The following is a 13199-nucleotide window of genomic DNA, read 5'->3' as shown; positions in this document are numbered from 1 at the left end:
TTTGAGACCGGTGCGTGACCGGGCGGTTACGGCACCGCACGAGCGCCGGCGACGCGCCCCCGCCGGGATTCGGCGGTCGCCCCCCGACGCACCGCCGGGGTCCGGGGGCCGCCCGGACCCGCCCCGCCACGGTCAGAGCGCTGCCGCGCCGTTGTTGCGGAGCGACTGGCCGTACTGCTGGAGCACCCACAGTTCGTTCTGGACCGCGGCGAGGTGTTCCGGATCGCCGTGGCCGCCGAGGCGGGTGAGGGAGCCCTGGACGTCGCGGATACGGCGGTCGACCGCGCGCAGGCGGACCGCGACGAGGTGGTTGCCCGCGTACGCCTCGTCCACGGTGCGCCCGTGGAGGGGTTCCACGGCCAGCTCGGTGACCAGGGAGCGGACCCGGTCGTCGGGTGCGGCGTCCCTGACCCGGGCCAGATAGTCGGCGGCCGCGTCGATGCCCTGCTCGGCGCCACCGGCGTCCGCGATCGTCTGGCGCACGGCGGCGTACGGCGGGGCGGTGAACTCGTCGACGCCGTACGCGTCGAAGGCCGGGGAGACCAGGGCCGGGTGCTGGAGGGCGAGCTTCAGCAGCTCGCGCTCGGTCTGGTGGACGGGGTTGCGCAGGTTGAGCGCGGCGCCGGTGGGGGCGACGGGCGCCTGGATCGGTGCGGGTGCCGGTCGCTGGGGCGTGGGCGCCGGGCCCCGCCCGCCGCGGTCGCGGGCCCAGCGGGCCAGCTGGGCGACGCGCTTGACGACGAACTGGGTGTCGAGGATGCCGACCATGCCGGCGAGCTGGACGGCGACCTCGTGCTGGGAGGCGACGTTCTTGATGCGGGCGACGATCGGCGCGGCCTCGTCGAGCGCGGCGGCGCGTCCGGCGGGGGTCTCCAGGTCGTACCGGCCGACGATCTGGCGCAGCGCGAACTCGAAGAGCGGTGTGCGGGGTTCGACGAGGTCGGCGACCGCCTCGTCGCCCTTGGCGAGGCGCAGCTCGCAGGGATCCATGCCCTCGGGGGCGATGGCGATGTACGTCTCGGCGGCGAACTTCTGGTCGTCCTCGAAGGCGCGCAGGGCGGCCTTCTGTCCGGCCGCGTCGCCGTCGAAGGTGAAGATGACGCGGGCCGAGCCGTTGTCCATCAGCAGCCGGCGGAGGATCTTGATGTGGTCGCCGCCGAAGGCGGTGCCGCAGGTGGCGATGGCGGTGGTGACGCCGGCGAGGTGGCAGGCCATCACGTCGGTGTAGCCCTCGACGACGACGGCCCGGCTGGACTTGGCGATGTCCTTCTTGGCCAGGTCGATGCCGTACAGCACCTGGGACTTCTTGTAGATGGGGGTTTCGGGCGTGTTGAGGTACTTGGGGCCGTTGTCGTCGTCGCGGAGCTTGCGCGCGCCGAAGCCGACGACCTCGCCGCCCACGTCCCGGATGGGCCACATGAGCCGGCCGCGGAAGCGGTCGATGGGGCCGCGGCGGCCGTCCTGGGAGAGGCCGGAGAGGATCAGTTCCTTGTCGGAGAAGCCCTTGCCGCGCAGGTAGCGGGTGAGGTGGTCCCAGCCGGCGGGGCTGTAGCCGACGTCGAAGTGCTGGGCGGCGGCCTGGTCGAAGCCGCGCTCCGCGAGGAACTTGCGGCCGATCTCGGCCTCGGGGCTGTCGAGTTGGTCGATGTAGAACTGGGCGGCGGCCCGGTGGGCCTCGATGAGGCGGATCCGCTCGCCGCGCTGGTGGCCGGGGTTGTAGCCGCCCTCCTCGTACCGCAGCGTGATACCCGCCTTGGCGGCGAGGCGCTCGACCGTCTCGGAGAAGGAGAGGTGGTCGATCTTCATCACGAAGGCGATGGTGTCCCCGCCCTCCTGGCAGCCGAAGCAGTGGAAGAGGCCCTTGCTGGGGCTGACCTGGAAGGAGGGGGACTTCTCGTCGTGGAACGGGCACAGCCCCTTGAGGTTGCCGCCGCCGGCGTTACGCAGCTGGAGGTATTCGGACACGACGGCGTCGATCGGGACCGCGTCCCGTACCGCCTTCACGTCGTCGTCGTTGATCCTGCCTGCCACGGAGGAATTCTACGGGGGCTGTGGCGTCCGTTCCCCGGGAGACGGGGCCTACGGGTGGGGAAGGAGCGCCGTGAGCGGGGTCGCGGGGTCGCCGAGGGCCTCGGGGTCCACGGGCGCACCGGCTCGGACGAGGTTCTGGATGTCGTCTGTGACGTCCCACACATTCACGTTCATCCCGGCGAGGACCTTGCGGTCCTTCAGCCAGAAGGCGATGAACTCCCGCTTCCCGACGTCGCCGCGCAGCACGACCTGGTCGTACGTGCCGGGCGGTGCCCAGCCGGAGTACTCGAGGCCGAGGTCGTACTGGTCGGAGAAGAAGTACGGGACGCGGTCGTAGGAGACCTGCCGGCCGAGCATGGCGCGGGCGGCGGCGGGGCCGCCGTTGAGGGCGTTGGCCCAGTGCTCGACGCGCAGCCGGGTGTGGAGGAGCGGGTGGAGGGCGGCCGCGACGTCTCCGGCGGCGAAGATGTCGGGGTCGGAGGTGCGCAGCGAGGCGTCGACGGCGACGCCGCCGCCGTGGGCGCGGTCGACGAGGGCGAGACCGGCGCTCTCGGCGAGCGCGGTGCGGGGGGCGGCGCCGATCGCGGCGAGGACGGCGTGGGCGGGGTGCTCCTCGCCGTCGTCGGTGCGGGCGGCGAGGACCATGCCGTCCTGTCCGGTGATCTCGGTGAGGCGGACGCCGAAGTGGAACCGGACGCCGTGCCCGGCGTGCAGGTCGGTGAAGAGCTGCCCGAGCTCGGGGCCGATGACCTGGTGCAGCGGGGTGGGCTCCGGTTCGACGACGGTGACCTCGGCGCCGTATCCGCGTGCGGCGGCGGCGACCTCCAGGCCGATCCAGCCGGCGCCGGCGATGACGAGGTGGCCGTTGTCGCGGCCGAGTGCGCTGAGCACGCCCTGGAGCCGGTCGGCGTGGGCGAGGCGGCGCAGGTGGTGGACGCCGGCGAGGTCGGTGCCGGGGATGTCGAGGCGGCGCGGCTCGGCGCCGGTGGCCAGCAGCAGCTTGTCGTAGTGGATGGTGGTGCCGTCGCCGAGGCGTACCGTCCGGTGCTCGCGGTCGATGGCGGTGACGGGCTGCCCGAGGTGCAGCTCGATGTCGGCCTGCGCGTACCAGGCGGGTTCGTGGACGAACACGCTGTCGCGCTCCTCCTTGCCGGACAGATAGCCCTTGGAGAGGGGTGGCCGTTCATAGGGGTGGTCGCGTTCGTCGCCGATGAGGATGACGCGGCCGTTGAATCCTTCGGAGCGGAGGGTTTCCGCCGCCTTGGCCCCGGCCAGTCCTCCGCCGACGATGACGAAGGTCTGATCTGCGTCGACCACTTGTTGCCTCCTCTTTCCCTGCCGGCACCTGACTGTCCACGCTACGTCCAGTCCGGTGGCAGCGTGCCGCACGGAGCGTGATGGCGAAAGGGGACGTGTCAGCGGGTGCGGCGCGTCAGGCGGGCGTGCAGCGTTCTCGCGGACGCGTCGGTGAGGGACGCGATGTGGTCGACGATCACCCGTTTGCGGGCACGGTCGTCGGTGGCGGTGTCGAACAGGGCGCGGAACTGCGGGTCGAGTCCCTCGGGTGCCCGGGCGGTGAGTGCCTCGGCGAGTTCGGCGAGGACGATGCGCTGGTCGGCCCGGAGGGCTTCCTGCTCGGCGCGCTGCATCACGTACCGGTCGGCGACGGCCTTGAGGACCGCGCACTCGTTGCGGGCCTCGCGCGGGACGGCGAGTTCGGCGGCGTACCGGGTGAGGCGTCCGCCGCCGTACGCGGCCCGGGTGGCGCCTTCGGCGGCCAGACAGAACCGGCCGATGAGCTGGCTGGTGGCGTCCTTGAGGCGGGCCTGGGCCACGGCGGTGCCGTCGTACCCGTGTGGCCACCAGTCCTGCTCGATGAGCCGGTCGAGGGCGTCGGCGAGCTCCTGGGGGTCGGTGTCGTGGGGCACGTACCGACCGATGGCGACGCGCCAGATGTCGGCGCGCTCGGGCTCGGCGAGGAGCAGGTTGGGGTCGATGTGCCCGGCGTGGAGGCCGTCCTCGAAGTCGTGCACCGAGTACGCCACGTCGTCGGCCCAGTCCATGACCTGCGCCTCGAAGCACTTGCGCAGCTCGGGGGCGCCCTGCCGGACCCAGGCGAAGACGGGCAGGTCGTCCTCGTACACCCCGAACTTCGGCGAGTCGGGATCGCCGGGGTGGTCGCCGCGGGCCCAGGGGTACTTCGTGGCGGCGTCGAGCGCGGCGCGGGTGAGGTTGAGGCCGACGCTGACGGGCTCGCCGTGCTCGTCACGGACGAAACGCTTGGGCTCGATCCGGGTCAGCAGGCGCAGTGACTGGGCGTTGCCCTCGAAGCCGCCGCAGTCCTTGGCGAAGTCGTTGAGGGCCTGTTCGCCGTTGTGGCCGAAAGGCGGGTGGCCCATGTCGTGGGAGAGGCAGGCGGCCTCGACGAGGTCGGGGTCGCAGCCGAGGGCGGCGCCGAGCTCACGCCCTACCTGGGCGCATTCCAGGGAGTGGGTGAGCCGGGTGCGGGGGCTGGCGTCCCAGGCGGGTCCTCTGGTGCCGGGTGTGACGACCTGGGTCTTGCCGGCCAGCCGGCGCAGCGCGGCGGAGTGCAGCACGCGCGCGCGGTCCCGCTGGAACGCGGTGCGGCCGGGTCGTTTGTCCGGCTCGGGGGCGAAGCGCTCGGTGGCGGACGCGTCGTACGTACCTTCCATGCCCTGAAGGTAACCCCAAGCGCTGACAGCGAACCGGTCACACGGAGACGAGATCCAGCGGGAGGGTCGCGGGGCGGGTGGCGAGGGCCTCGTCGTAGCGGCGCAGGACGAGCCGGGCGAGGGCCGGGTGGGGGCCGAGGGGGTCGGCGGCGATCCAGGGTGCGGCGGCGGCGCTGCGGGCGGCGAAGAGGCCGGGCGCCGTGAAGTAGGACGCGACGGCGATGCGGTGGCGGCCCCGGGCGGCCAGGGAGCGGACGGCTTCGGTGACGGTGGGCGCCGCGGCGGAGGCGTAGGCGGGGACGACGGGGACGCCACCGAGGCGCTCGGAGAGCATGCGGGCGGTACGGCGGGTGTCCTCGGCCGATTCGGGGTCGCGGGAACCGGCCGCGGCGAGCACCACGGCCGCGCCGCGGCTGCCGTTGTCGGCGGCGCTCCAGCCGGCCTCGGCGAGCCGGGCGCAGAGCGCCTCGACGAGCAGGGGGTGGGGACCGAGGGGGGCGGTGACCCGGGTGCGCAGCCGCGGGGCCGCCGCGGCCTTGCCGGGGATGTCGTGCTTGACGTGGTAGCCGCGGCCGAGGAGCAGGGGTACGAGGACGGCGTCGCCGTCGCCCAGCTCGGCGAGGGTGTCGTCGAGCAGCGGCGCGTTGAGCTCGATGTGGGCGAGCCGGACGGGCAGTCCGGGCCGCAGTTCGCGGACGAGGTCGAGCAGCGCGGTCACGGCGGGCAGCGCCTGGGGGTCGCGGCTGCCGTGGGCGACGGCGACGAGGGTGGGTGTGCTCATGGGCCTGCGCGTTCCGTGGTGGTGGAGATGGGTCAGCTGACTTCCCAGTTGCGTGGTGATGCGGGTGAGCAGCTGGGCGGTGCTGTCGAAAGTGCCGTCGGGAAGGTGTGCCGGCTCCGTCATGGACCGATCGTCGCGGTCGCACATTGCAGGGTCGTTGCACGGCGGTGACGGGTGTTTTCCACGCACTCACGGATTGGGGGCGGGCGCTGTCAGCCGGTGGCGAGCCAGACGCGCAGGGGGCCGGTGGCCGAGAAGCCGTGGTGGAGGGCGGTGGCGAGGTCGTCGCCGTGTTCGTATCCGACGACGGGTACGCCGGGCCACCGCTCGGCGACGGCGGCGAGGCAGCCGGGCCAGGCCTCGTCGTCCGGGCCGAAGAGGTTGGAGACGCCGACGACTCCGGCGCCGTGGGTCGCCACGGCTCCTGCCACGACACGGCCGTCCGGGTCGTGCCCTGCGAGGACGACGGTGGCGGGGTCGGCCAGGAGGGCGGGGCGGAACAGGTCCAGGGGGTCGCCGTCGCTCTGGGCGTACTCCCAGGCGGTGAGGCCGTCGGGGGTGGTGACGTGCTGCCAGTCGGTGGTGTGCGCCGGTACGGGGAGGCCGGCGGTGCGGTGGATCCACCGGGCCTCGAACAGGACGTCGAAGCCGTGGGCCGTGAGGTCGAGCGCGGCGAAGCTGTCCTTGACCGAGCAGCCGGGGGTGTCCAGGTCGACACCGTCGAGCACGTCCCGTACGGAGGCGTCCTCGCCGAGGGTGACCGCGTCCGGGTAGTAGGGCGGGGTGCGGCGGGCATGCGTCCAGGCCCGGTCGCCGAACGTCCCGCCCAGGGCGTGTGCGCGGCAGAGCGTGTCGCACCATTCGGCGTTGTTGCGGGCAGCGGCCCGTGCGGCTGTCATGCGCGCATCCTGTCAAGAACCGATCTTGTCGGCGACCCCTTAATATTTCCGCGCATCGGAATCAGATTTCCACTAGTGGGAAAACTTGGGGGGCATATGCGCAGGCGTCCGGACATCACCTCCTTGCCGCGGCGGGCCGCGGGCGAACTCGTCGGCACCGCCGCGCTGGTCGCCGTCATCGTCGGCTCCGGCCTCCAGGCCGCCGGGCTCAGCCAGGACGTCGGCGTGCGGCTGCTGGCCAACTCCCTCGCCTCCGCGATCGGGGTCGGCCTGCTCATCGCCCTGCTCGCACCGGTCTCCGGCGCCCACCTCAACCCGGTCGTCTCCCTCTCCGTCTGGTGGACCCGCCGCCGGGAAGGCGACCGGCAGGCCGCCGGCGAGGTCGCGCTCTACATCGGCGCCCAGCTGACCGGCGCGGTCGCCGGGGCGCTGCTCGCCGAGGCGATGTTCGGCCGGGCACCCGGGACCTGGTCCACGCAGGTGCGGTCGGCCGGCCATCTGCTGCTCGGCGAGATCGTCGCGACCGCCGGGCTCGTCCTGCTGATCCAGGGTCTGGACCGGATCGGCCGCGCCCGGCTCACCCCGCTCGCGGTCGGCGCCTACATCGCCGCCGCGATCTGGTTCACCTCCTCCGGGTCGTTCGCCAATCCGGCGGCGACGGTGGGGCGGTCGTTCACCGACTCCTTCACGGGCATCGCGCCCGTCTCCCTGCCCGGCTTCATCGCGGCCCAACTGCTCGGCGGCCTGCTGGGCGCGGCGCTGGCCGCCCTCCTGTACGGAGGCCGGCCGGCTTCCCGCGTGCCGAACTGAACCACGGCGCCCGGATCCGCGTCCGACAGTGCAGGGATCACGACGGAGGGGCGGTCAATGCGGCGGCGACGGCTGGTGCAGGCGGTCATGCTCGGGTGCGTCCTGGCGCTCGCGCCGGCGACGTGGATGCACGCCACCGCGGACAGCCGGCTGCGCACGGTGGCCGACGTCCCGGCACGCGACGTGGCCGTCGTGTTCGGCGCCGGGCTCTGGGACGGCCGCCCCACCCCCTACCTGGCGCACCGGCTCGACGCCGCTGCGGCGCTGTACCGGGACGGCAAGGTCAAGGTCGTCCTCGTCACCGGCGACAACAGCCGGGCCGAGTACGACGAGCCCGACGCCATGCGTACGTACCTCACGGCCCGGGGCGTGCCGGACGGCCACATCGTCAGCGACTACGCCGGGTTCGACACCTGGGACTCGTGCGTCCGCGCGAAGAAGATCTTCGGCGTGGACCGCGCGGTGCTGGTCACCCAGGGCTTCCACATCCGCCGGGCCGTCACCCTCTGCCGGGCGGCGGGAGTCGACTCGTACGGGGTCGGGGTGCAGGAGCCGCACGACTCGGTCTGGTACTACGGGGGTGTGCGGGAGCTGTTCGCGGCGAGCAAGGCGGCGGTGGATGTGGTGCTGAAGCCGGATCCCCGCTTCCTGGGCCCCCGGGAGCGGGGCGTCGCCGACGCGCTGGCCTCCCCCCGGGGCTGAGCCCAGCCCACGTTCCGGGGCTCCGCCCCGGAACGCCTTTCGTCTGCGGACCGTGGTCCGGTTGTGCCCACAACCGAGCACAAGCCCACGCGGCATACCGGCCCGGGGTGGGGCCGTGCAGGGTCGTCCCCGCAGGGGATGGCGGCCGGGAAACGGCTCCCTTGCAAGGCAGCCCAGGCCGCCGGCCCCGTGGGGGTGCCCCCTCTGGGGGGAGAGTCGAGCCCGGAGGGGCCCACACCCCCACCCACCGGCAGGTGACGTACCCGCACCAGGAAGAGGGCGGGCCCAACCACCGGAGGTCGCCGCACCCGCACCCGCGACGAGGCGGGCCCACCCACCGGAGGTGGCCGCACCCCCATCGCACCCGCCTCACCGGGAAAGCGCGCGGTGCCGGAGGGTGACGTACCTGGCCTGTAATCCGGCGTGCCCACGGCCGTAACACGCGGACCGCACCCTCGATGGCATGCTCCCAGTCACCACCCCCACGCACTGTCCGTACTGCGCCCTGCAGTGCGGGATGAACCTCCGTCCCGTTGACCAGGGCGTCGAAGTGGTGGAGCGCACGGACTTCCCCGTCAATCGGGGTGCCTTGTGCGGTAAGGGACGTACCGCACCCGCGGTGCTCTCCTCCCGGGTCAGGCTGACCGGGCCCCTGGTCCGGCGTCCCGCCTCGGGCAGGCTGGAACCGGCCACCTGGGAGGAGGCGCTGGGTGCCGTGGCGGAGGGGCTGCGGCGGTCCAGGGACGGGCACGGGCCGGACAGTGTCGGGGTGTTCGGGGGCGGCGGGCTCACCAATGAGAAGGCGTACAGCCTGGGGAAGTTCGCCCGGCTGGTGCTGGGAACCTCGCAGATCGACTACAACGGCCGCTTCTGCATGTCGTCCGCCGCGGCCGCGCACACCAGGGCGTTCGGGCTCGACCGGGGCCTGCCGTTCCCGCTGGAGGACATTCCGCGCACCGGGTGCGTGATCCTGGTGGGTTCGAACCTCGCCGAAACCATGCCGCCGGCGCTGCGGTACCTCACCGAGCTGAAGGAGAACGGCGGCCGGCTGATTGTCGTCGACCCCCGCCGCACCCGCACCGCCGAGCAGGCGGATCTGCATCTCGCGCCCCGGCCCGGCACCGATCTGGCGCTCGCGCTCGGGCTGCTGCACCTGGTGGTGGCGGAGGGGCGGACGGACGAGGAGTTCATCGAGACGCGGACGACCGGCTGGGCGGACGCCCGGGCGGCGGCCATGTCGCACTGGCCCACGCTCGTCGAGCGGATCACCGGGGTGCCGGTGCCGCAGCTGCGTGAGGCCGTGGCGATGTTCTGCGACGCGCCCGAGTCGATGGTGCTGACCGCACGGGGGCCCGAGCAGCAGTCGAAGGGCACGGACACCGTGGGCGCCTGGATCAACCTGTGCCTGGCGACGGGGCGGGCCGGGCGGCCGCTGTCCGGGTACGGCTGTCTGACCGGGCAGGGCAACGGGCAGGGCGGCCGCGAGCACGGCCAGAAGGCCGATCAGCTGCCCGGCTACCGCAAGCTCGACGACCCCGCGGCCCGCGCCCATGTGGCGGGCGTGTGGGGCGTGGACCCGGACACGCTGCCGGGCCCCGGCCGAAGCGCCTACGAGCTCCTCGACGCGCTGGGCGGGGACATCAAGGCGCTGCTGCTCATGGGGTCCAACCCCGTCGTCTCGGCGCCGCGGGCCGCGCACGTCCAGGAGCGGCTGGAGTCGCTGGACTTCCTCGCCGTCGCCGATGTGGTCCTCTCCGAGACGGCCGAACTCGCGGACGTGGTCCTGCCCGTCACGCAGTGGGCGGAGGAGACCGGCACGACCACGAACCTCGAAGGCAGGGTCCTGCTGCGCCGGCAGGCGGTCGCACCGCCCGACGGTGTCCGCAGCGATCTGCAGGTCCTGCACGGGCTCGCCGAGCTGCTCGGCTGGGAGAAGGGATTCCCGACCGATCCGGAGGAGGTCTTCGACGAGCTGCGCCGCGCGTCGGCGGGCGGCCCGGCCGACTACGCCGGCATCAGCTATCGCCGTATCGCCGAGGAGGACGGCGTGTTCTGGCCCTGCCCGGAGCCCGCGCACCCGGGCACGCCGCGGCTGTTCCTCGACCGGTTCGCCACACCGGACGGACTGGCCCGGTTCGTGCCGGTGACGCACCGGGCGGCGGCTGAGGAGACGGACGAGGAGTACCCGGTGGTGCTGACGACCGGGCGGGTCGTGTCGCAGTACCAGTCGGGTGCGCAGACCCGGCGTGTCGAGGAGCTGAACGCCGCCGCGCCCGGGCCGTTCGTGGAGCTGCATCCGCGGCTGGCGGAGCGCCTGGGTGTCGCGGAGGGCCAGCCGGTCGCGGTGGTGTCGCGGCGGGGGCGGGCGGTGGCGCCCGCCCGGATCACGACGGCGATCCGGCCGGACACGGTGTTCATGCCGTTCCACTGGCCGGGCGAGGGCCGGGCGAACACGCTCACCAATCCGGCGCTGGACCCGACGTCACGGATGCCGGAGTTCAAGGTGTGCGCGGTGCGTCTGGAAGCAGCACCGGCGGCGACGCCCTGAGCCAGTCGCCGCCGGGGATCGGCGCGCCGAGCGCGGCCGTGGTGGCGGCGACGTACACCCAGGCCCGTACCCGCGCCCCGTCCCGGGTGCGCACCACGTCGCAGGCCTCCCGCTCGTACACGTTGAGCGGATGACCGGGGCCGGCGTACTCCTCCAGCCGGTCGAGTACGGAGAGGACGGCGCCGTACTCGTTGGGCGCGGCCGTCACCAGGTCACCGACGACCTCCCCGGCGCCCCGCACCAGATAGGGGTAGCCGGGGCCGTGGTGCAGCAGGGCGCCGGCCAGCCTGGCCGGCTCCTCGGCGGCCGTACGGCCGCGGAGGAAGCGCGCGTGGTTGTACTCGCCGGGCCGCAGCGTCCCGTAGACGAAGAAGGGCAGCTCGTTCACGGGGCCGTGGTCTCCTTGCCCATCCAGGCGAGGTAGGCGGCGCTGCCGCGGACCACCGGCAGGGCGATGATCTCGGGTGTGTCGTAGTCGTGCGCGGCGGCGATGTGGGCTTCCAGCGTGTCGTAGCAGGCTTCGGTGGTCTTGAAGAACACCTGCCACTCCTCGCTCGTCTCGATGGCGTTCTGCCAGTGGTAGACGGAGGTGACGGGGCCGGAGATCTGGGCGCACGCGGCGAGTCGCGCCTCCACCGCGCCACGCGCCAGCTCCTCGGCCTTCTCGGCGCTGTCGGTCGTGGTCAGTACGGTCAGGGCCAGGGTCACGCTGCCTCCTCGAAGTCCCGTCCGCCGGCGCGGTACCGCCGGCCCGCACCGGCGCCCGGTCGCCGGCGCTCGCCGGTCACGGCCACCGTACGGCCGTGCGGTCCGCCCGCGCCACGGCGGCGAACCGGGCCGTGTACAGCCCGGCGTGCGCCCGTGCGCGGCGGGCGGCCGACCGTGGCCGCCCAGCGCGCCGACCCGGCCGGGGGTCTCGGTCATCGCGGCGTTCCTGTCCCCGCCGCGTCCAGCAGCGCGCCGACCCGTCCGGCAAGCACCGCGTCCGACCCCCGTCGACGAGCGGTCACCGTGGCGACGGCCGGCGCGCCGTCCGACCCGGCCGGCGGCCGACCAGCACGACGGCCAACCAGCACGGGCGTCCGATCCCCGCGCGGTTCGGCCACCGCGGTGGCCGGCCGGCGCCGCGGCCGAGGCGGCCTCCGGCCGGCGTTCGGTCCGCCTTGCGTCTGGTCCGCGGCGTTCGGACGGGCCGAGAGTGCCACCTGCGCCCCTCCCGCCGGGCGGAGGGCGGCGGCAGCGCCGGCGGCAGGGATGGGCGTCAGGCGGCGTAGGGGCGGACCGCCTTCGCGTCGCGCAGGGCGTGGGCCCACCACGCGAGCTGGTCGAGCATCGATTTGGCGGCGGCGTCGGGGGCGGTGGGGTCCTTGTGCCGGCCGTTCTCGTCGAAGTGGGCGTGGGCGCCGTGGAAGGAGACGGTGTCGCGGACGGTGACGGCGTGGAGTTCGGCGAAGACCTGCCGGAGGTGTTCGACGGCGCGCAGGCCGCCGGAGATCCCGCCGTAGGAGACGAAGCCGACGGGCTTGGCCTGCCATTCGGTGAAGTGCCAGTCGATGAGGTTCTTGAGGGCGGCGGGGAAGGAGTGGTTGTACTCGGGGGTGAGGACGACGAAGGCGTCGGCGTCGGCCAGTGTGGGGCCGACCTTGGCGAGTTCGGCGCGGACCTCGGCGCCGGGGCGGTGGGAGAGTGCGGTGGGGAGGTCGATGTCGGCCAGGTCGACGACGTCGACGGTGAAGTCGGTGTGCTGTCCCGCGTGGGCGAGGAACCAGTCGGCGATGACGGGGCCGAAGCGGCCCTCACGGTTGCTGGCGACGATGAGGGCGAGACGGAGCGGCCCGGCGTTGTTGATGTCCATGCCGGAGAGCCTCGTACCTGAACCAAGCTTGAGGTCAAGCGGCTTCCGCCGCCGTGATGTGGATCACCGCGAAGTCCCGGGGCGCACCCGGAGGTGGGACCGTGCTGTCACCCGTTCGCACCGGCGCGCCCGCTGTTGCGCCCGCACCTGATCTGACCTGCGGCGACGATCGCCGTTCAGGGCGGCGAGCCGACCCGGACGGGCTAATCTGATGGGCTTTCAGCAGGCGGACGTGGCGGGCGGGCTCTTACCTCGATGACAGGACACCCGCCCGAAGCGCGCCTCGGAGGACCCCATGCGCACCACTGCCCGCCTGCTCACCGCCACCGCGCTGACGGTCTTCTCGCTGGGCGCCCTGGCCGCCCCGGGCGCGTACGCGGGCGACTACGGCACGCTGGAGGTCCATCCGTCCCCCGCCACCCCGGGCGAGACGGTCACGGTGAACACCACGGCCTGCGGCAAGGACGGGCACGGTGTGGGCGACGCGGAGTCGCTCGGCGCGGGCGAGTTCCAGCTGTCGCCCGGCACCCACAAGGATGTCGTGGTCGGCCGGTTCATGGTGCCGTCGCACGCCAAGCCGGGCACCTACACCATCAGTGTCGCCTGCGACAACGGCAAGACGGCCACCGGGGATCTGGTGGTCGAACACCACACCGGCCCGAGCGGCCATGTGAGGACGGGCGTCGGCGGCAGCGTCGGCCCGGACACCACCCAGGTCACGGCGGGCGTGGCGGTGCTTGCCGCGACCGCCGTCGGCGGGGTCTGGCTCCTGCGCCGTCGGGCGAGCGGCGCGCAGGGCAGCTGACGGGGGCTCTCTCCCCGGCGACTCCGCCGTCCCCTCCCCGCCCCCGCCGCCTGCGTCCTTCGAGGGACCGCCGCG

Annotated in this window: 12 protein-coding genes; 4 read left to right on the top strand and 8 right to left on the bottom strand. The window is 73.5% G+C overall.

Features of this window, described 5'->3' with window-relative positions:
- Nucleotides 1–132: 132 nt before the first annotated feature.
- The 5 genes from dnaG to ACY34K_RS08280 form a co-directional block, all read right to left on the bottom strand.
- A complete protein-coding gene (gene dnaG / locus ACY34K_RS08300; RefSeq protein ID WP_462745380.1) occupies nt 133–2031 on the bottom strand; it encodes a DNA primase in 1899 nt (632 codons plus the stop codon).
- A 48-nt stretch (nt 2032–2079) separates the two neighbouring features.
- Nucleotides 2080–3348 (bottom strand): NAD(P)/FAD-dependent oxidoreductase, encoded by a 1269-nt coding sequence (locus ACY34K_RS08295; RefSeq protein ID WP_462745377.1) that lies wholly within the window; start codon nt 3346–3348, stop codon nt 2080–2082.
- A gap of 98 nt (nt 3349–3446) precedes the next feature.
- Nucleotides 3447–4724 carry a deoxyguanosinetriphosphate triphosphohydrolase gene (locus ACY34K_RS08290; protein ID WP_462745375.1) on the bottom strand — a complete coding sequence of 426 codons (1278 nt, stop codon included), beginning with the start codon at nt 4722–4724 and terminating at the stop codon, nt 3447–3449.
- Between the two features lie 37 nt (nt 4725–4761).
- Entirely contained in the window at nt 4762–5628 is an 867-nt protein-coding gene (locus ACY34K_RS08285; protein ID WP_462745372.1) for a sirohydrochlorin chelatase, read from the bottom strand.
- Nucleotides 5629–5717: 89 nt separating this feature from the next.
- Nucleotides 5718–6404 carry a hypothetical protein gene (locus ACY34K_RS08280; protein ID WP_462745369.1) on the bottom strand — a complete coding sequence of 229 codons (687 nt, stop codon included), beginning with the start codon at nt 6402–6404 and terminating at the stop codon, nt 5718–5720.
- 96 nt (nt 6405–6500) lie between these two features.
- Here ACY34K_RS08280 and ACY34K_RS08275 point away from each other — a divergent pair, with 96 nt between their 5' ends.
- The 3 genes from ACY34K_RS08275 to ACY34K_RS08265 all read left to right on the top strand — a co-directional run bounded on the left by ACY34K_RS08275 (nt 6501) and on the right by ACY34K_RS08265 (nt 10464).
- Complete coding sequence (locus ACY34K_RS08275; RefSeq protein ID WP_462745366.1) at nt 6501–7214, top strand: aquaporin; 714 nt, start codon at nt 6501–6503, stop codon at nt 7212–7214.
- A 57-nt stretch (nt 7215–7271) separates the two neighbouring features.
- The gene (locus tag ACY34K_RS08270; protein ID WP_462745363.1) at nt 7272–7916 is read left to right on the top strand and encodes a SanA/YdcF family protein; all 645 of its coding nucleotides are present in this window, start codon (nt 7272–7274) and stop codon (nt 7914–7916) included.
- Between the two features lie 463 nt (nt 7917–8379).
- A complete protein-coding gene (locus ACY34K_RS08265; RefSeq protein WP_462745360.1) occupies nt 8380–10464 on the top strand; it encodes a molybdopterin oxidoreductase family protein in 2085 nt (694 codons plus the stop codon).
- On the opposite strand, the gene ACY34K_RS08260 is transcribed toward ACY34K_RS08265, so the two are convergent.
- The 3 genes from ACY34K_RS08260 to ACY34K_RS08250 all read right to left on the bottom strand — a co-directional run bounded on the left by ACY34K_RS08260 (nt 10415) and on the right by ACY34K_RS08250 (nt 12319).
- Nucleotides 10415–10852 carry a gamma-glutamylcyclotransferase family protein gene (locus ACY34K_RS08260; protein WP_462745357.1) on the bottom strand — a complete coding sequence of 146 codons (438 nt, stop codon included), beginning with the start codon at nt 10850–10852 and terminating at the stop codon, nt 10415–10417. The genes ACY34K_RS08265 and ACY34K_RS08260 overlap by 50 nt on opposite strands.
- Nucleotides 10849–11172 carry a divalent-cation tolerance protein CutA gene (gene cutA / locus ACY34K_RS08255; RefSeq protein WP_462745354.1) on the bottom strand — a complete coding sequence of 108 codons (324 nt, stop codon included), beginning with the start codon at nt 11170–11172 and terminating at the stop codon, nt 10849–10851. The genes ACY34K_RS08260 and cutA overlap by 4 nt, the downstream gene beginning before the upstream one ends.
- A 553-nt stretch (nt 11173–11725) precedes the next feature.
- Nucleotides 11726–12319 (bottom strand): NADPH-dependent FMN reductase, encoded by a 594-nt coding sequence (locus tag ACY34K_RS08250; protein WP_462745352.1) that lies wholly within the window; start codon nt 12317–12319, stop codon nt 11726–11728.
- Nucleotides 12320–12614: 295 nt separating this feature from the next.
- Here ACY34K_RS08250 and ACY34K_RS08245 point away from each other — a divergent pair, with 295 nt between their 5' ends.
- Nucleotides 12615–13124 carry a hypothetical protein gene (locus ACY34K_RS08245; RefSeq protein WP_462745349.1) on the top strand — a complete coding sequence of 170 codons (510 nt, stop codon included), beginning with the start codon at nt 12615–12617 and terminating at the stop codon, nt 13122–13124.
- Nucleotides 13125–13199 lie beyond the last annotated feature (75 nt).

Source organism: Streptomyces sp. STAM6, from assembly GCF_054963715.1.
Note: the sequence above shows the minus strand (reverse complement) of the source record. Positions and strands in the feature narration are given on the sequence as shown.